The 19,855-nt window shown below is 37.0% G+C and carries 16 protein-coding genes and 1 riboswitch; of the genes, 10 read left to right on the forward strand and 6 right to left on the reverse strand.

What is annotated here, in order from left to right:
* The first annotated feature begins 41 nt into the window (after positions 1 to 41).
* From OO7_RS10005 to mntP, 6 genes are all read left to right on the forward strand, one after another.
* Complete coding sequence (locus OO7_RS10005) at positions 42 to 1,406, forward strand: L-serine ammonia-lyase (RefSeq protein ID WP_008915834.1); 1,365 nt, start codon at positions 42 to 44, stop codon at positions 1,404 to 1,406.
* Positions 1,407 to 2,071: 665 nt separating this feature from the next.
* A complete protein-coding gene (gene manX, locus OO7_RS10010) occupies positions 2,072 to 3,049 on the forward strand; it encodes a PTS mannose transporter subunit IIAB (protein WP_008915835.1) in 978 nt (325 codons plus the stop codon).
* An 85-nt stretch (positions 3,050 to 3,134) separates the two neighbouring features.
* Positions 3,135 to 3,938: a PTS mannose/fructose/sorbose transporter subunit IIC gene (locus OO7_RS10015; protein WP_008915836.1), complete on the forward strand. Its 804-nt coding sequence runs from the start codon at positions 3,135 to 3,137 to the stop codon at positions 3,936 to 3,938.
* A gap of 12 nt (positions 3,939 to 3,950) precedes the next feature.
* Positions 3,951 to 4,802, forward strand: coding sequence for a PTS mannose transporter subunit IID (locus OO7_RS10020; protein ID WP_008915837.1), 852 nt, complete (start codon positions 3,951 to 3,953; stop codon positions 4,800 to 4,802).
* A gap of 101 nt (positions 4,803 to 4,903) precedes the next feature.
* Positions 4,904 to 5,362 (forward strand): DUF986 family protein, encoded by a 459-nt coding sequence (locus OO7_RS10025; protein ID WP_008915838.1) that lies wholly within the window; start codon positions 4,904 to 4,906, stop codon positions 5,360 to 5,362.
* Positions 5,363 to 5,513: 151 nt separating this feature from the next.
* Positions 5,514 to 5,691: riboswitch (yybP-ykoY riboswitch) on the forward strand.
* 5 nt (positions 5,692 to 5,696) lie between these two features.
* Positions 5,697 to 6,281, forward strand: a complete 585-nt coding sequence (gene mntP, locus OO7_RS10030; protein WP_008915839.1) for a manganese efflux pump MntP — start codon at positions 5,697 to 5,699, stop codon at positions 6,279 to 6,281.
* 39 nt (positions 6,282 to 6,320) lie between these two features.
* Here mntP and rlmA read toward each other — a convergent pair whose 3' ends face one another.
* The 3 genes from rlmA to OO7_RS10045 all read right to left on the reverse strand — a co-directional run bounded on the left by rlmA (position 6,321) and on the right by OO7_RS10045 (position 10,476).
* Positions 6,321 to 7,145, reverse strand: a complete 825-nt coding sequence (gene rlmA / locus OO7_RS10035; protein WP_008915840.1) for a 23S rRNA (guanine(745)-N(1))-methyltransferase — start codon at positions 7,143 to 7,145, stop codon at positions 6,321 to 6,323.
* Between the two features lie 180 nt (positions 7,146 to 7,325).
* Entirely contained in the window at positions 7,326 to 8,948 is a 1,623-nt protein-coding gene (locus OO7_RS10040) for a GMC family oxidoreductase (protein WP_008915841.1), read from the reverse strand.
* A 967-nt stretch (positions 8,949 to 9,915) separates the two neighbouring features.
* Positions 9,916 to 10,476: a helix-turn-helix domain-containing protein gene (locus OO7_RS10045; RefSeq protein ID WP_008915842.1), complete on the reverse strand. Its 561-nt coding sequence runs from the start codon at positions 10,474 to 10,476 to the stop codon at positions 9,916 to 9,918.
* A gap of 84 nt (positions 10,477 to 10,560) precedes the next feature.
* On the opposite strand from OO7_RS10045, the gene OO7_RS10050 reads away from it, so the two are divergent.
* The 3 genes from OO7_RS10050 to OO7_RS16195 all read left to right on the forward strand — a co-directional run bounded on the left by OO7_RS10050 (position 10,561) and on the right by OO7_RS16195 (position 12,243).
* Positions 10,561 to 11,223, forward strand: a complete 663-nt coding sequence (locus OO7_RS10050) for an AzlC family ABC transporter permease (protein ID WP_008915843.1) — start codon at positions 10,561 to 10,563, stop codon at positions 11,221 to 11,223.
* Complete coding sequence (locus OO7_RS10055; protein ID WP_008915844.1) at positions 11,223 to 11,543, forward strand: AzlD domain-containing protein; 321 nt, start codon at positions 11,223 to 11,225, stop codon at positions 11,541 to 11,543. Before OO7_RS10050 ends, OO7_RS10055 begins: the two co-directional genes overlap by 1 nt.
* A gap of 238 nt (positions 11,544 to 11,781) precedes the next feature.
* Positions 11,782 to 12,243 carry a hypothetical protein gene (locus tag OO7_RS16195; RefSeq protein WP_008915845.1) on the forward strand — a complete coding sequence of 154 codons (462 nt, stop codon included), beginning with the start codon at positions 11,782 to 11,784 and terminating at the stop codon, positions 12,241 to 12,243.
* Positions 12,244 to 12,350: 107 nt separating this feature from the next.
* Here OO7_RS16195 and guaA read toward each other — a convergent pair whose 3' ends face one another.
* On the reverse strand, positions 12,351 to 13,928 hold the full coding sequence (gene guaA / locus OO7_RS10065; RefSeq protein ID WP_008915846.1) for a glutamine-hydrolyzing GMP synthase: 1,578 nt from the start codon (positions 13,926 to 13,928) through the stop codon (positions 12,351 to 12,353).
* Positions 13,929 to 14,063: 135 nt separating this feature from the next.
* Positions 14,064 to 15,530 carry an IMP dehydrogenase gene (guaB, locus tag OO7_RS10070; protein ID WP_008915847.1) on the reverse strand — a complete coding sequence of 489 codons (1,467 nt, stop codon included), beginning with the start codon at positions 15,528 to 15,530 and terminating at the stop codon, positions 14,064 to 14,066.
* A 471-nt stretch (positions 15,531 to 16,001) separates the two neighbouring features.
* On the opposite strand from guaB, the gene xseA reads away from it, so the two are divergent.
* Positions 16,002 to 17,372, forward strand: a complete 1,371-nt coding sequence (gene xseA / locus OO7_RS10075; RefSeq protein ID WP_008915848.1) for an exodeoxyribonuclease VII large subunit — start codon at positions 16,002 to 16,004, stop codon at positions 17,370 to 17,372.
* A gap of 90 nt (positions 17,373 to 17,462) precedes the next feature.
* On the opposite strand, the gene OO7_RS10080 is transcribed toward xseA, so the two are convergent.
* Complete coding sequence (locus OO7_RS10080) at positions 17,463 to 19,718, reverse strand: TonB-dependent receptor domain-containing protein (protein WP_008915849.1); 2,256 nt, start codon at positions 19,716 to 19,718, stop codon at positions 17,463 to 17,465.
* Positions 19,719 to 19,855 lie beyond the last annotated feature (137 nt).

Raw genomic sequence — 19,855 nt, forward strand, 5'->3', positions numbered from 1 at the left:
AAAATAAATCACTAAATATTTTAATTTTTAAGGAGTCCAACGTGATAAGCGTTTTCGACATGTTTAAAGTGGGCATAGGTCCTTCAAGCTCTCATACCGTCGGTCCAATGAAGGCGGGAAAAGAATTTGTCGATGATTTGGTTAATAAGGAATTATTACCACGCGTCACACGCATTGCGGTTGACGTTTACGGCTCTCTTTCTCTTACTGGAAAAGGTCACCATACTGATATAGCAATCATTATGGGACTTGCTGGCAATTTACCTGCAACTGTTGATATTGAGTCTATCCCAAGTTTTATTGAAAATGTTGAGCAAACTGAAAAGTTATTACTCGCCAATGGCACTCACATTGTCGATTTTCCTCGCTCTGGTGGCATGAATTTCCGCTCAGATAACCTTCCGTTGCATGAAAATGGCATGACCATTCATGCATTTGCGGGTGATGAGGAAATTTATACGAAAACTTACTACTCAATTGGTGGTGGTTTTATTGTTGATGAAGAACATTTTGGTCAATCAACACTTGATAGCAAGCCGGTTTCTTATCCGTTCAATTCGGCTGAAGAGCTATTATTGAATTGTAAAAAATCAGGTTTATCTATCTCTAGTTTAATGATGAAAAATGAGCTGGATCTTCATACAAAAGAAGAAATAGATGCCTATTTCGCTGATGTTTGGCACACAATGGTTGCATGTATTGAAAGAGGATTAAACACCGAGGGTGTTTTACCTGGGCCATTACGTGTTCCACGTCGTGCACCAGCGCTTAATCGTCTTGTGACTTCATCAAGTAAGCTTTCTAATGACCCGATGAATGTTATTGACCTAATCAACATGTTTGCCCTTGCAGTGAATGAGGAGAATGCCGCTGGTGGGCGTGTTGTCACAGCACCGACAAATGGCGCTTGTGGTATTGTTCCTGCTGTATTGGCGTACTACAACCACTGTATCGAACCTGTAACACCAGAGCTTTATACTCGCTATTTTCTAGCCTCCGGCGCAATTGGTATTCTTTATAAAATGAATGCTTCAATTTCTGGTGCAGAAGTTGGCTGTCAAGGTGAAGTCGGTGTTGCTTGTTCAATGGCCGCAGCGGGTTTAACAGAATTATTTGGTGGTAGCCCAGAACAGGTCTGTGTTGCAGCTGAAATTGGTATGGAACATAACCTCGGCTTAACTTGTGACCCTGTAGCAGGTCAAGTACAAGTGCCATGTATTGAGCGAAATGCAATTGCCTCTGTTAAAGCAGTCAATGCAGCGCGTATGGCATTACGTCGTACCAGTGAACCTCGTGTTTCACTCGATAAAGTCATCGAAACGATGTACGAAACGGGTAAAGATATGAATGCAAAATATCGTGAAACGTCTCGTGGCGGCCTTGCAATCAAAGTTCAATGTGACTAATTGATAGTTAAAAGTATCATCAAACTATCAAATTTAGCTAACTAGCCTCTCGTTTTAATTCCCATTATGCACTAATTTTAATATTTAGAATTAGTGCATAATATTTTCATCTTTATTAACCCTATTTTCTTTATTAAATTTGACTTATTACGATAATCTTTTATTACAATAAAAAGTTTTTATTTTTCCCACTTAATAAAAAAAATCATTAACCCACATATTTTTCAAAATGCAACTTGTATCAGAATATCCCACTGCTGAAACGAGTCATATTTCACACGATTTTGACGTTTTTTAACCATCCCATACAGTTTTTCAGGTTTTTCACGTTACCGATAACAAAATATCTATCTAACAGATAAACATTAATGCGGTTTATTTATTAAAAAAATGTGTTATGTCGATATATAGATGCGTTTTATTTGGAATAAAATCGGGGTTTTAAATTTTCTGACACAAAACAAGTTTTTCTATTACTACAAAATGTTATGCTGTTTGCATTAACTCTATTAGTTAGATTGTTAACGGCTTTCTAACTAGATTTATTTAGTTAATATTATCGACTAATATTAACTACGTGACTTTCTATTTTAGGAGGGTTAATACATCTGATTTCTTTTGTCCTAATATGTAAATTCCATTCTATCTGTTAAGAGGGAAATTAAGTGAGTATAGCAATTATGATTGGTACCCACGGTGTAGCGGCAGAACAGCTTCTCCGGACGACCGAAATGCTGATTGGCGAGCAAGAAAATGTCTCGTTTATCGATTTCGTGCCAGGAGAAAATGCCGATACCCTGTTTGATAAGTACACAGTAAAGCTAGCTGACCTCAATACATCTGAGGGAGTATTATTTTTAGTTGATACATGGGGTGGTAGTCCATTCAATGCTGCTAGCAGAATAGTCAACGAGCACGATAATTACGAAATCGTTACGGGTGTCAACGTTCCTATGCTGGTTGAAACCTTTATGTGCCGTGATGACAATCCATCATTAGATGAATTGATCAATGTTGCTTTAGAAACAGGTCGTGGTGGTATACGCGCTCTGAAATTCAAAGAGCAAGAAGCCACTACAACATCAGAACCTGCACCAGCGCCAAAACAAGCGCCAGTGGCTGTAGAAACTGTAACTGCTGCACCAGGCGAACATATGTTCATCGCGCTAGCACGTATTGATGACCGTTTGATTCATGGGCAAGTCGCAACACGTTGGACAAAAGAGACTCGGGTAAAACGTATTATCGTTGTCAGTGATGAAGTTGCTAATGATCAGGTTCGCTCAACATTGCTAAAACAAGTTGCCCCTCCAGGTGTTACTGCTCACGTTGTTGATGTTGCAAAATGTATTCGAGTTTATAACAACCCGAAATATGCAGGCGAACGCGTTATGTTATTGTTCACAAACCCAACAGATGTACAACGTCTTGTTGAAGCGGGTGTCGATATCAAATCCGTCAACATTGGTGGTATGGCTTTCCACGAAGGTAAAACCCAAGTCACAAATGCAGTCTCTATTAACCAAAAAGATATTGATGCATTCAATTATCTGAACGATAAAAAAATTGAGTTAGAAGTCCGTAAAGTATCTTCTGATGGTAAAGTTCAGATGATGGATTTAATTAAAAAACTAAAGAATTAGTCTCACTAACTTATTACTAATATTGATTTTTATCATTACTCGAAAACAGATTTACCAAACTCGTTTGGTTACAGGAGATTAAACAATGGAACTTACCGTTGTTCAAATAGTACTGGTTTTCATCGTTGCTTGTATCGCTGGTATGGGGTCAATCCTTGATGAATTTCAGTTCCATCGCCCGCTCATCGCTTGTACGCTGATCGGTATCGTATTAGGTGATATGCAAACAGGTATCATCATCGGTGGTACATTGGAAATGATCGCGTTAGGTTGGATGAATATCGGTGCTGCTGTTGCACCTGATGCCGCACTTGCCTCGATTATATCGACCATCTTGGTTATCGCTGGTGGTCAAAGTATTGGTGCAGGTATTGCTATCGCGATCCCACTTGCGGCTGCTGGACAAGTACTGACTATTATTGTTCGTACCATCACTGTTGCATTCCAACATGCTGCCGATAAAGCTGCAATCAATGGTAATCTCAGAGCAATTAGCTGGATCCATGTTTCTGCATTAATACTGCAAGCTATGCGTATCGCAATTCCTGCGCTTATTGTTGCTGTTTCTGTGGGTACATCAGAAGTTAAACAAATGCTTGATTCTATTCCGCAAGTCGTGACCGATGGTCTGAACATTGCGGGTGGTATGATTGTTGTTGTCGGTTACGCGATGGTTATCAACATGATGCGTGCTGGATATCTGATGCCATTCTTCTACCTAGGCTTTGTTACTGCTGCATTTACTAATTTCAACCTGGTTGCACTTGGTGTTATCGGTGCTGTTATGGCTATCCTGTATATCCAACTCAGCCCGAAATATAACAAATCAACAGTGGTTGTTGCCCAAGGCAGTGGCAGTAATAACAACCTTGACAATGAATTAGACTAGGGGGAGCGCAAAATGGTTGATACAACAAGTCCTACAGCGAAAAAACTCACACAAGGTGATGTCCGCAGCGTCTTCTTACGTTCTAACCTGTTACAAGGTTCTTGGAACTTTGAACGGATGCAAGCACTTGGTTTTTGTTATGCAATGGTACCGGTAATTCGTCGTCTTTATCCAGAAAATAACGACGATCGTAAACAAGCGATTAAACGCCATCTTGAATTCTTTAACACGCATCCATATGTGGCTGCACCAGTACTTGGTGTAACAATGGCAATGGAAGAACAGCGTGCTAACGGTGCAGACATCGATGATGGTGCAATTAACGGTATCAAAGTTGGTCTAATGGGGCCTCTTGCTGGTGTTGGTGACCCAATCTTCTGGGGTACCGTTCGTCCAGTTTTTGCTGCTCTTGGTGCGGGTATTGCGATGACAGGTAGTCTGTTAGGCCCTATCCTGTTCTTCGTCTTATTTAACTTAGTGCGTTTGCTCACTCTTTACTATGGCGTGTCTTACGGCTATAAAAAAGGTGTTGATATTGTTCAAGATATCGGTGGTGGTTTCCTACAAAAACTGACTGAGGGGGCATCAATTCTCGGTTTGTTTGTTATGGGGGCCTTGGTCAATAAATGGACACATGTTGATATTCCCGTTATTGTTTCAAGCATCGAAAACCCTGCAACAAAAGTCATGGAAATTAAAACAGTTCAGGATATTTTAAATGACCTGATGCCTGGATTGGTTCCTCTATTATTGACCTTTGCTTGTATGTGGCTATTAAGACGTAAAGTCAATCCATTATGGATCATTATCGGCTTCTTCGGCCTAGGTATCCTCGGTGCGTGGCTTAAATTCTTAGCGCCATAATGATACATTTATAATAATATCACTAATTGAAATGGGAGGTTGCAACCTCCCGTTTTTGCTTTTAAGCTTTCTATTATGTTGACTTAGCAAGGGCACGCAAAATGACCTTAAATGATTTCATTCTGGCCATTATTATTTTACTAATGCTTTTATATGCAATTTATGATGAATTCATTCAACACTTGTTGAAAGGGAAAACACTTTTAAAAATCAATCTAAAACGCAAACATCGTGTTGATGCTATTATTTTCATTGTATTAATCTGCATCGTTATTTACACCAATATTACTCGTCATGGAAATATATTAACCACTTATTTATTAATGGTTACCATATTAATGGCAATTTATTTAGCATTCATTCGCACACCTAAATTATTTTTTAAGCAATCTGGATTCTACTTCGCTAATATATTTATATTATATGACCGAATAAAAACAATGAATTTATCGAGTGATGGTATTTTAATTATAGGTTTAGAACATAAAAAAATTCACATTCAAGTTTCACAACTTGATGATTTACAAAGAATATATGAATTCCTTATTAATCATAAGTAATTAACATATATATTTAAATTATAAAAGAGGTTAATTTTAATATAAAGTAACCTCTTTTGTTTTATTATCGCAAATGAAAATTATTATCAATTACAATAAATAGCCACAATAATTTAAGTGTTGTCTTTTAATTATTTTATGATATCGTTCGAAACAAGTCATTGGGGAGTAGCCTGTTCTAGATATTATTCTAGAAAGTCCGTATCAACATACTCGTTTGAATTTAAACGTGGTGCGGACACCATTTCGGTTGGCAAGACCATAGACACATAAATAAGCCTTTTGGTTGGGGGTAATTTATGTGTTATATGGATTCACCAACCGAGGTTTTGTTATGAGCTTCTACGCCACACTAATCCTAGCACTTGCCCTATCAATGGATGCTTTCGCTGTCGCAATTTGTAAAGGTGCTGTACTGCACAAACCCCGTTTTAAAGAAATTCTCCGAACTGGTTTCATTTTTGGTTTTATCGAAGCATTAACACCTATTATTGGTTGGTCAATTGGTATACTTGCCAGCCAATATGTCGTTCGTTGGGATCATTGGATAGCGTTTGCACTTCTTTTCATACTTGGCGCTCGTATGATTTGGCAAGGGTTTAAGAATCAAGAAGAAAATAAAAACTGCGAACAACCTTCTCGAAATAGCTCAATGAGTTTAGTTTTATCCGCTATTGCCACCAGCTTAGATGCGATGGCAATTGGTCTTGGTCTTGCATTCTTACAAGTCGACATTATGCACACCGCTATGACCATAGGTTTAATGACTATGGTGATGGCAACGATTGGTATGATGATTGGCCGTTATGTTGGCCCATTACTCGGAAAAAAAGCAGAAATTATCGGTGGCATTGTTTTAATTGGAATTGGATTTAATATTCTATTAGAGCACCTTGAATTATTTATATACGCTGCTTAATAATTCCTTCCCCTGTAATGCAGGGGAATTTCACCTATTTCACTCATCTTTCAATTGATAAACACGAACCGTAAAATCAGCAGTATAGGATTTAACACCAGAACCCTTTAATTGCTGTTTAACATCTTCAGAAGCCCGCCATGCAAAAGGTGTCATTTGCAATAAATCAAATGCTTCTTGTCCTGTTAATTGCATTGAATATTTTAATCTGCTTTCATCTAATAATTGAAACTGTGGCAAATCTTCATCTTTTATGGGATGAAGTTTAACGTCAGAATAAATTAATTGCTTTAATTCTTGTAGATGCTCCGGTGCTGGAGTCACCGTAATTAAAATTCCGCTGTCCTCTAAAACTCGAGATAACTCATCCGCTTTGCAAGGCGCATAAATACGGATAATAGTAGCAATACTTTTAGGTRAAAAAGGTAAACGATGGCTTGAGGCAACACAAAAATTAACAGATGAATAACGCTTTGCCGCATACCGAATAGCAACCTTAGAAACATCTAAACCAAAAACAGAAGTTGCTTTATTTTGTTGGTTTAGTTGCTGTAAGAAATAATCAGTGTAGTACCCTTCTCCGCAACCAATATCTAAAATAGCTTGGTTCTTTTCAGGAAGAAATTGAATAAGACGTTTTGCAACAAAATCTCTCATGTGATCGTAATGACCAGCATTTAAAAAATGCCTTCTTGACTGCATCATTTCACTACTATCGCCGGGATCTTTTGAACGCTTATGCTGAACAGGAAGTAAATTAACATAGCCTTCTTTCGCGCAATCAAATTGATGGTTTGATTCGCATTTCCAACTATTATTGGATAATTGTAAAGGTTTAAAGCACAGAGGACATTGATAATTCATAGTTTGGTTAGTTCTGCCAAATAAAACTAGTATATCATATAAATAGACACATTACTGATGCTCAATAACTCCAAAACTCTAGCAGCCAACAATATCGGTATATTTTATTATCAAAATATAGGATATAAAGTAAGCTGCTAACATATTTAGCAGCCTACTCATAACTAATCTAGTTTATTATTAACTTTTACGACTCAGACAATCATCAATAATTGTTTCAGAGGCCCTTTCAGCAATCATCATTATAGGTACGTTTGTATTCCCACTTGGAACATGCGGCATCACCGAACCATCAATAACTCGGAGGTTTTGTGTTCCGCGAACTTTAAATGATAAATCGACTGCTGAATTTTCTGGTTTATCGCCCATTCTACATGTACCAACTGGGTGAAATATAGTAGAGGCACTATTTCTGATATAATCAATTAATTCTTCATCTGTTGTTAATGCAGGTGGTGGTGCTAATTGCTCTGTCACAACCTCTTTCAATGAAGGCGAATCTAATAATGATAAACCAAATTTAACCGCGCGAAGCATTCCATCAATGTCTTCTTTTGCCGTTAAATAATTGAATAATATTTTTGCCTGATCTTTAGGATCTTTACTTCTCAATAAAACTTCACCACGCGATTTTGGTATTACATACGCCATTTCTAATAGAATACCGTTAGTATCTTCAGGTTTATGAGAAGCTTTAGGATCAAGCAATTGAGGTGGAATTGCAGGGTTCACATGTAATTGCGTTTCTGGACGTCCATCACCATCAAGATCAAGAAAACCACCTGACTCAACAATATTTGAAGCAACAACACCGTCTTTATTACCCAACCATTCTAATCCTACTTCCATCATTTTTAACCCTTTTGTATATTCAAGAATATTCGGGGTTAACGATGGTGTTTTAGCACATACAGGGACAAATAAATGGTCATGCAAATTCTTACCAACATGCGGATTATCTGCAATTAAATCTATTCCAACTTCTGCAAGATGCTCTTTTGGGCCTACTCCAGATAATAATAGTAATTTTGCTGTCGCAATTGATCCCGCAGTCACAATAACTTCAAAATTACATTTTGCAGTTTCTACTTCTCTATCATGCAAATATTCAACACCAACCGCTTTATCACCATCAAAAAGAATTTTATGGACTTCAGCTTTCGTGACTATCTTTAATCTTTCACTATCTTTAACTTCATCAAGATAACAATAAGCAGCACTAGCTCGACGTCCTTCATGCGTTGTGGTTTGGTAAAAACCAATACCCTCTTGAGACTCACCATTAAAATCATTTACATATTGATGACCTTTTTCTTGTGCGGCACGAATATAAGCTAAACTTATTGGGTGACGCAAACGTGCTTCACTGGCATAAACATGACCATGTGTTCCATGATATTTATTCGATAAGCTTTCATTTTTTTCAGCGCGTTTAAAATAAGGTAAAACATCCTTATAGCTCCACCCAGGGCAATTATATAAATTTTCCCAATCATCATAATCTTGAGGATTACCTCTAACATGGAGCATTGCATTAACACTACTACCACCCCCAATAACTTTTCCTTGAGGTACAATTGTTTTTCGATTATTTAAACCAGGTTCTGGTTCAGTTTCATATGACCAAGTATGTTTTAATGCAAAAGGAATTCCAGCCGGCATATGGATAAAAGGATCTTTATCATCTGGACCTGCTTCTATTAATAATACTGTCGCATTTGTTTCTTTAATTAACTTATTCGTAATAACACAACCTGAAGAGCCACCACCAACCACGATATAGTCATAGACTTTATCTTTCATACCTATCTCCTAGTTTATTTTTATAAGAACCTATAATTTATTACATATATTATCTCTTAAAAACTTACCAAATCGTGCCGTGAAAATCAGTCGATTATTTAATTAATATTTATTTTCTTTAATTACAATAAACTATATTCAACCACAAAAGATAATTTATTATTTTAAATAACTTCAGCTCTTTAATAGATATTCTTAAAATGCGATTATAAATAAGAGAATTTTAAACTTTATTTGGCAGACCATATTATTTAAAGATGAAAGAGAAACAATAAATTACTTATTTTTCAATTCACTATACAACAATCACTTTTTTAAGATAAAAATAGATATAATAAATCGATTACTTCAAAAATATAATAACCTAAAATGTTCATCTAAAAATAAATCATAAAATCAAAAGACACTTAGTTTAAGTATTTAATAACGCTTTAATAGAAACAATCTCCATATCCCAATAAAATATAACAACATACATTAATAAACGATTAAATCACATACACAATAAAATTGTAACAATACAAATAGATATTTTTAAGTTTCGATTGATTATAATTCCCCATAAAATAATCAATAAACAAAACAATAAATATTTATATAATAAATTCTTATTTAGACTAAAAAAAACAGTCTATTAATTATCATAACAATTGTCATACTGCTCTATTTTTGATTGTCATATAAATTATAAATTTATAATCAAGCATCGAGATAATAGAAATAAATCGTATTCTAAAATAATCAACATTACAAAAGAATCGATTTTTACATGCGTTTAGATAGCTATTTTGACAGTCAGTACTAGCTAATTCTTATTTGGGGTATTTATCTCAACGTCTATGTGAGATCTATATTGATAAAGTACTTAAAAAACAATTGAATAAAGAAGCATACTTAATAAAATTTATCGCACTGTTTTTAAATTTTATTGCAATATAACAGTGCGGTAAATTTATCATTCATTGTATTAATTATGATGTTCAATAATCATTACAGCGGTTGTATCTGGCTCTAAAGCCCGTAATACATGAGTAACATCACCGGGATAGCAAATATAATCACCGGGTTGTAATTCTTGTTGATTATCTAGCGTTCCGACCATTGCACTACCACTAATAATAATAATATGTTCAGTCACATTTTTACTGTGAGGATCTGACACCCTGTCTTTTCCCGGTTGAGCAATTACGGTATATATATCGCGTTTTGCTCCCATAGGACAGGATGACAATAAAAAAGCATGGTAATACGCTTTTTCTGCGCTAATTTTAAAGCCATCACCTTTGCGAATAACTTTGACTTCAGATTGTGGTGCTGAAATAAGCTGAGAAAACGGAATGTTTAATGCAACACAAATCGCCCAGAGTGTTTCAATACTTGGGTTCCCTTGGCCTGCTTCTAATTGAGATAATGTGGATTTTGCAACACCAGCTCGTCTTGCAATTTCAGAAAGCGAAAGGCCCGCTTTTTTTCTCTCTCGGGCAAGGGCTTGAGAAATAATTTCAATAGGCGCACAAGGCGATGACATCATAGCTTCCTTTAAAATCATCTTGCAAAAAAATAATTCGTTCAACATAATGAACGATATGTTCAATTAAAAATACAATGTTCAATGCAAATTAACAATAGACTTGATAATAACGTACTTAGAGACATTCTGCTTGTTTCATTAGCAGATGGTATTGTTGGTATCTCTTATGGTGCTTTGGCTCATACACAAGGGTTTGATTTTTGGGTGCCATTAGTATTATCCATTTTCGTTTTAGCTGGCGCTTCTGAGTTTCTTTTTATTGGTGTAGTGGCAATGGGAGGAAGTGCAATTTATGCAGCGATTGCTGGATTAATGGTTAATGCACGACATATTCCCTTCAGTATGGCCATAAAAGATTTGCCCGGGAAAGGGCTTAAATCGCTATTAGGCTTTCATATATTAAATGATGAAAGTGTTGTATTTGGCTTATCTCAACAAACGGCTGAACAGAATAAACTTGCCTTTTGGGCATGTGGGTTGAGCATTTTACTTGTTTGGCCTTTAGGAACCATGATAGGCATTTATTTAGGATCATTTATTGTTGATATTAAGATGTTAGGGTTAGATGCGATGTTCCCCGCTATTATCTTAGCACTAAGTTTACCTGCATTAAAAAATAAACCAACACGTAATGCCGCGATTATTGGTAGTGTCATTGCTCTTATAACAACGTTATTTTTACCTGTAGGGATCCCTGTTTTATTGTCGTTAGTTGGCGTGTTATTTGTGCTAAGGAGAATATAATGTCCGCAGTATCTATTATTACAGGAATTATTATTCTTGCTGTTGGCACATATGCTATGCGTCTTTCAGGAATATTACTTAACAATAGGTCTAGTGTTTCACCTCGAGTAAAAGAGATACTTTCATTATCAGCAATTGTTATTTTATTTTCAGTGGCAATAACCTCAACATTTTTTGATGGTGATCAACTTGCTGATATATCAAAAATTATTGGTGTTGGGGTAGCAGGCGTTCTTACTTGGAAAAAAAAGCCATTTATTATGATTGTGCTTAGCGCGGCAGTAGTGACAGCTGGGTTACGTTGGCTAATAAAGCTTTAGGAATAAACTAACAATGAACGTTACGATGATCAAATAAATATCCTCCGGTATAACTGCTGACAAAATCCTCGCTTTTTAGTTCGAACTTTGTCAGCAACCTGAGGCCCACTACGAACCTTTTTCATTCTTGCCTTATACATACGCACCATAAATTAAAATTCAGACATATACACTCTGTTTTTCATTTGTATTTTATACAATGATTAATATATTGGAGAGAAAAGCTAAGGCGAAGAAAATGAAAAAAAACGATTTTGCAAATCTATGCCAACAACTGAATGACGCTGGAGCAAAAAACCCTAAGTCGTGGGCTAACAGTGAGTTACAAGAAAATATCCCGCAATTTGCTCGTTTTCTAGTGCTTCGCGGTTTAACAGATATTTATCGGGATGTTGATTGTAATTTAGGTGAAATGGACAATTACTCCTCAAGTACATTAGCAACATATGAAAAATTAACCTCAGTTTTTGATGAAAAGGAGCTTAAAAAATTCCTTCACATTTATGGTCGAGCACTTATAGGCAATGTTATTGATCTTCTGGATGAAGGATACCTATATGATGTAACTGAAAAAGTTGGTTGGGGGTTAATGGAACTAGATGAAAATGGAACCACAACGGATCGGCTTATTCAGGGTTTGCATGAAGATTACCTAGAATTTGAAGAGACTGAAATTAATACAAACTTAGATGATAAATAATATAGCTAGTTTCCTCACGCCTTTATTTGAGTACAAAAAAGCACCAGTAACCTACTGATGCTTTTGAATTTATCGATAACTAAAAACTGTTATCAACAATAACTATATTATTCCCACTCAATTGTTGCTGGTGGTTTTCCGCTGATGTCATAAACAACTCGGGAAATACCGTTAACTTCATTGATAATACGGTTTGAAACGCGACCTAGGAAATCATATGGCAGATGCGCCCAATGTGCGGTCATAAAGTCAATTGTTTCAACTGCGCGTAAAGAAACAACCCAATCATATTTACGGCCATCGCCCATTACACCGACCGAGCGCACTGGTAAGAAAACAGTAAATGCTTGGCTTACTTTATGATAAAGGTCGGCTTTGTGTAGCTCTTCAATGAAGATAGCATCTGCACGACGTAGCAAATCACAATATTCTTTCTTCACTTCACCAAGTACACGTACACCAAGACCTGGGCCTGGGAATGGATGGCGATATAACATGTCGTAAGGCAGTCCCAGCTCAAGACCAATCTTACGCACTTCATCTTTAAATAGCTCTTTTAATGGCTCCACAAGTCCAAGTTTCATATCATCGGGTAATCCACCAACATTATGGTGAGATTTGATCACATGCGCTTTACCTGTTGCCGATGCAGCTGATTCAATGATATCTGGGTAAATAGTTCCTTGTGCTAACCATTTAACTTGTGTTTGTTTTGATGCTTCTTCATCAAAAACATCAATAAATACATGACCAATCGCTTTACGTTTTGCTTCTGGATCGGCTATGCCCGCTAACGCATTAAGGAAACGATCTTCCGCTTTAACATGAATGATATTTAGGTCAAATTTGCCCGCAAACATTTCCATAACCTGCTCTGCTTCGTTCAAACGAAGTAAGCCATTATCTACAAACACGCAAGTTAAACGCTTACCAATCGCACGATTTAGTAGTAACGCTGTAACTGATGAATCAACACCACCTGATAGCGCTAGAATAACGTGATCATCACCAATCTGCTCTTTTAAACGTTCAACAGTGTCATCAATGATAGCCGCTGGTGTCCACAGCGTTTCACAATGGCAAATGTCTTTTACGAAACGAGTGAGAATGTTAAGACCTTGATAGGTATGAGTTACTTCTGGATGGAACTGTACGCCATAGAATTTTTTGTCTTCATTTGCCATGATAGCAAATGGGCAGCTTGGTGTGCTGGCAATCGTTTTAAAACCGGCTGGAATAGCGGTGACTTTATCACCATGGCTCATCCAAACATCAAGAATTGGTGTACCATCTTCATTGAGTGAATCTTGGATATCACGGAATAGCTCGCATTGTTCAGAAACTTCAACTTTTGCATAGCCAAATTCACGCTCACCGGAAACTTCAACTGTACCACCTAGTTGCATAGACATGGTTTGCATGCCATAACAGATACCTAATACAGGAACACCTGCATTGAAAACGTAGTCTGGTGCACGAGGGCTATCATTTTCAGTTGTGCTTTCTGGTCCACCAGAAAGAATAATACCGTTTGGATTAAATTCTCGGATTTGTTCTTCTGAAACGTCCCACGCCCAGAGTTCACAATAAACGCCAATTTCACGAATTCGACGAGCAATCAACTGTGAATATTGTGAGCCGAAATCTAGAATAAGAATGCGATGTTTATGGATATTTGTTGTCATTTGAGGCGAATTCCAAAAATTCAAGTCAAAATAAAAAACCAGTGGCTCTGTATTAAACAACAAAGCCACCCTGAATCATGATACTTCGAGTTGCCAAAGTATGTCTTCACGCAATCAAAGCTTATTTAGTAATATTTACTGCCCCAAACGGTAGTTTGGAGACTCTTTAGTGATGGTGACATCATGCACATGGCTTTCTTGAATACCTGCGCCACTAATCCGAACAAATTCAGCTTTAGTTCTCAGTAAATCAATAGTGCCACAACCCGTCAGTCCCATGCATGAACGTAAGCCACCCATTTGTTGATGGATAATATCTTTCAGGCGACCTTTGTAAGCCACTCGGCCTTCGATTCCTTCTGGTACCAATTTGTCTGCTGCGTTATCAGTTTGGAAATAACGATCAGAAGAACCTTTAGACATTGCACCTAATGAACCCATACCGCGATATGCTTTGTATGTACGGCCTTGGAATAGAATAGTTTCACCTGGGGATTCTTCAGTTCCCGCAAACATAGACCCGACCATAACACAAGCTGCACCTGCTGCAATCGCTTTAGAGATATCACCAGAAAAACGGATACCGCCATCTGCAATGACAGGAATTCCTGTTCCTTCTAATGCTTCAACTGCATCAGCAATAGCGGTAATTTGAGGTACACCGACCCCTGTAACAATACGGGTTGTACAAATTGAACCTGGGCCAATCCCAACTTTAACCGCGCTCACGCCAGCTTCTGCTAATGCTTTCGCACCTTCAGCTGTTGCGACGTTTCCGCCAATGATGGGTAAATCTGGGTATTTTTGACGAGTTTCACGAATACGTTGTAAAACGCCTTCAGAATGGCCATGAGATGAGTCAATTAATAAGATATCAACACCTGCGGCAACTAATGCATCAACGCGCTCTTCATTTCCAGCACCAGCGCCAACAGCAGCACCAACACGTAAACGACCTTGGTCGTCTTTACATGCATTTGGTTTACGTTCTGCTTTTTGGAAGTCTTTAACGGTGATCATCCCTAACAGATGGAAATTATCATCAATAACAAGGGCTTTTTCGACACGTTTTTCGTGCATTTTTTGCAGAACGATGTCGCGTGCTTCACCTTCTTTTACAGTAACTAGACGCTCTTTTGGCGTCATAACTGCCGTGACTGGCTGATCAAGATCTGTTACGAAACGAACATCACGTCCCGTAATAATCCCAACTAATGTGTTATCCGCAGCGACCACAGGGTAACCCGCAAAGCCATTACGTTCAGCCATTTCTTGTACTTCACGAATGGTTGTATCCGGTGTCACTGTGACAGGGTCGGTAACTACACCACTTTCATGTTTTTTCACACGGCGAACTTCTTCAGCTTGGCGCTCAATTGACATGTTTTTATGAATAAAACCTAGACCACCTTCTTGCGCTAAGGCAATAGCAAGGTCAGATTCAGTAACGGTGTCCATTGCCGCAGAAAGCATAGGAATATTCAGGCGGATAGTTGCAGTTAGTTGTGTGGATAAATCGGCCGTGTTTGGTAATACGGTTGAGTGTGCAGGAACGAGTAATACATCGTCGAAAGTCAGTGCTTCTTTTTTAATGCGTAACATAGGCAATATCCCACCTGGCAGCTTTTTGGAAAGGTATAAAATATTGCCGCGGCATTATACACACCGAAATCGATTGCCTCCACTCTTTTTTTGAAAAAAGAGGAACTATTCGAGAAAAAATACGAATTAGAATGTCAAAAATGTGCGATTAACCTTCGAAAAATCAATATATTTACGATAAAAATAACAGCAAAAATAAATTACCTTTAAACTTATGGAAATGATTAGATTTGACATCCATTTAAGCTAAAAATAGGCCAGTATTATTTAAGTCACTTAACCTCTTCTTATCTGCAATAAACTCACTTAATTGATGAGATTAACCTTCCTAGTTTGTTCAATATCATGCCCTATTTTTTATTAAAAAATAGCTAACATAAACTGAGTAAGCTCGGAAAAAACTTGCTAACACATCTGACTAAGTTAGTATCTGTTTATTAATTCATTGTATTCGAATTTGATCAAGCTTATATGCCAACTCAACAAAATAGCGGTATTTATTCAGTCAGCAAACTAAATCAAGCGGTACGCGAGCTTCTAGACCATGAGATGGGCAGAATTTGGCTAACAGCTGAAATATCGAATTTTTCTCAGCCAAGCTCTGGACACTGGTATCTCACATTAAAAGATGACAAAGCACAAGTTCGTGCAGCAATGTTCAGGGGACAAAATGCTCGGGTTACCTTTCGCCCTCAAAATGGACAGCAAGTTTTAGTCCGTGCAACTGTCACGTTGTATGAACCTCGCGGCGATTATCAAATTATCATTGATAGTATGCAGCCTGCTGGTGAAGGATTACTTCAACAACGATTTGAGCTTTTAAAACAAACTTTGGGAGCAGAAGGTTTATTTGATTCTATCCATAAACAAGCACTGCCATCGCCTGCAAAATGTATTGGGGTGATTACTTCCGCAACTGGCGCTGCATTACATGACATTCTGCATATTTTACGCCGTCGCGACCCTTCTCTTCCTGTCATCATTTATCCAACGGCAGTTCAAGGTGAACAAGCACCAAAACAAATTGCGCGAGCCATTGAATTAGCTAATTTACGTAATGAATGTGATGTTCTTATTGTTGGTCGAGGTGGTGGATCACTTGAAGATCTTTGGGCATTTAATGAAGAAATCGTCGCGCGAGCAATATTCGCAAGCCATATCCCCGTTGTCAGCGCTGTAGGCCATGAAACAGATGTGACTATCTCTGACTTTATAGCCGATGTACGCGCTCCAACGCCATCAGCAGCAGCTGAATTAGTCAGCCGAAACCAATTGGAATTAATCCGCCAGCTTCAATCTTCAAAACAACGCCTTGAAATGGCAATGGATTATTATTTAGCCGGGCAACAACAACGATTTAGCCGACTACATTCCCGTTTACAACAACAGCACCCACAACTACGTTTAGCTCGACAACAACATCAATTGAGTTTGTTAGAGCAAAGGCTACATAATGCGATAATGAAGCGAATGCAAATTGCTCAAACATATTATGAGCAATTACAACGCAGACTAGCACAACAAGATTTACGCCCTCAATTGCAAAAACAGCAACGATTATTACAGCAAACTCAATATCAATTACAAAATATGATGTCCGGGTTACTCAATCATTATCGTCAACGTTTTGCTGTAGCTTGCTCTAAAATGGAAACGGTTAGTCCTCTTGCTACACTTGCTCGTGGATTTAGTATTAGTGAAACATCTGAAGGCTCAGTGTTGAAGAAAACATCCCAAGTAAAGTTAGGTCAAAAGTTAAAAACTCGACTTAATGATGGCTGGATAGAAAGTGAAGTCACTGAAATAACAAAAATCAAAACAAAACGAGCGCCTCGTTTGTAGTGAAGCTAAATTAAGAGGGTATCCAATAAATTAATCTGGATACCCTTAATGTATTTTACTAAAGACTAATTTGTACTGAAAATCTTTATTTTAGAAACGAATAACACCACCTAGCATATAAGAGCGACCTCTTGCTGTTTCGTTATTCGCACCACGTTCTTCCATAATGGCCATTGAATTAGAGCGATTCAAGGCATCTGAATAATTTCTATTAGTGACATTATTAACAGTCATCATTAGCATAATATTTTTATTGATTTCATAATCTGCATATAGGTCAATAACAGTCGGTTGCTTCTCATATTTATCTTTAAAAGCATCACCACTATTATCTACTAATGATTCAACACCAATTCTTTTTGAAGGCCCTGTCATGGTGATTACTGATCCTAACGTTAGTTTTTCATCAAATAACCTAACACCAGTATCCAACGTTAAATAATAATCAGGCAATTCAGTGAAATCCCCTGCACTAAAATCAGCATTACGTGCGATTGAATTAGGTTGATCACCCGTTTCTTTTGTATATGACAGCGTAGTATAAAATACGCCAGCATCATAATTAGCCTGTAGTTCATATCCACGCAAATTCACATTACGATGATCGTTTACATAGATATAACTTTTATTAGTGATTTCAGGGAATTCTTGTTCCCAGACATCTTCATTCATTAAACACCAAATAAACTCAGCTTCATTCCTTGGGCGACAGATTAAATAAGGCTTACTTGTAATATAATCTTTAATTTTAGTATGGAACCAAAGTGCTTTTAGATTAAATTGGTCATCAGAGACAATAAGATCAGGTCTAAAACTATTAAATCCAACTTGCCAAGTTTGTGCTTTTTCACCTTTTAAGAATGGGTTCATTGAATTTCCCCCATTTTGAGAATAAAAAACTTCTTGCGAGTTTGGTGCTCTCATAGAGTGAGCATAACTGACAAATGGTTGAAATTCAGGGATCACCTCTGCGGATAATAATATTCCTGGATTAAATCCACCTTCTTTAAGGTCGATATCCGCAGCACCCTGAGGGAAACATTTTACATCATAATCACACTCAGGTTTATGGCCTTTAAGTTTATAGTGTGTGTAATTTAGATCAAATACCGCAGAATAAATATCATATTTTGCATTAAACTGAGTATAAAAACTGGTTAAATCTAAAGTACCTGTTGGCGCAAAAGGATTATAATCAATAGTATTTTGATCTACTATTGACCCAACATTTCTTTCATATTTATTTTTTATATATTTAGAACCCACTTTCCATTCATAATCAGTGTCCCCATAAGAAAAACGGCTAGTGTTTACCAGATTAATTCCATCAGCAAAATTTTTAGCTTCTCCTTGTCTTAATGCCCAACCAAGAGAATCACCTTCAAATTTTTGATGACTTTGCCCATGGTTAAGGATCAATTCCGTATCAATCAATTCATTTAAAGGTGTATATTTATATTTAAGATAATAATCTTCACTGTCAATTTTACGTCTAGTTAATTTATTTTGATAAAAACGACCACTTAACTCTAATTCATGAATATCATTAGGTTTATATTTAATTTTAGTTAACTGTGATTGTGGTTTTTGTTTGAATGTTTGATCCGTTGCAAATTCATCACTATCATACCCTGCCCCATTTTTATAATTACCGGGTATATTATGGCCACTCACAGCAATCATTCCGCCGAAATAACCATCATCAGAATTGATTAATGTTTTTCCTGCCACTGCCATCATTCCCGTATAGCCTAAACCATTATCTCCCCAACGAGCTTTACTTCTTACGCCATACAAATTGCCATTAAAAATAACATCATCAATACCAATTGTTTTAAAATTAGCACTTCCGGCTAATGCATTAATACTATTGCCGCCATTTAATTGACCTTTTTCAACTTCTACTTTCACAATAAAGTTGGGATCAATCAAAGCACCAAAATCATTATTTGGCTGCTGACCGTGTGTATATTGGCTCGGCGAAATACCATAGTAAGTTTGCGTAATACCATCAACCATCATATTAACGCGGCCAAATCCACTTAAACCACGAATATTCACGTTAACCGTTCCCTGGCTTGCATCCATTTGCGTGTAGGTGCCTGGCATTGTGCGAATAATTTTATCTAAAGATTGTAGTTTATTTTCTGTACCTACTGCGCTAAATGCACCGGGTTTTTCTAAGGCTTGAACTAAAGGTGTTTGTTTTTGAGCACCAGAAATTTTTAATTTACTAAATTGAACAACCTCATCATGATTTTTGGATTGTTCGTCTTCAGCAAAAGCGATGCTATTAAAACCCGTTATAAATAAACTGGCTCCAACTAATAATATCTTATTACTCATTAAACCATTCCTATAAACGCAATAAAAAAAGTGCGCTCACTTGCTTGTGTATAGAAATTTTAAAATAAAACACATAACAATCAGGTTATAAACTTTCATTTATAACCTGATATTATTATTTAAATAACCGATAGTTA

The organism is Providencia sneebia DSM 19967, from assembly GCF_000314895.2.
Classification (GTDB): domain Bacteria; phylum Pseudomonadota; class Gammaproteobacteria; order Enterobacterales; family Enterobacteriaceae; genus Providencia; species Providencia sneebia.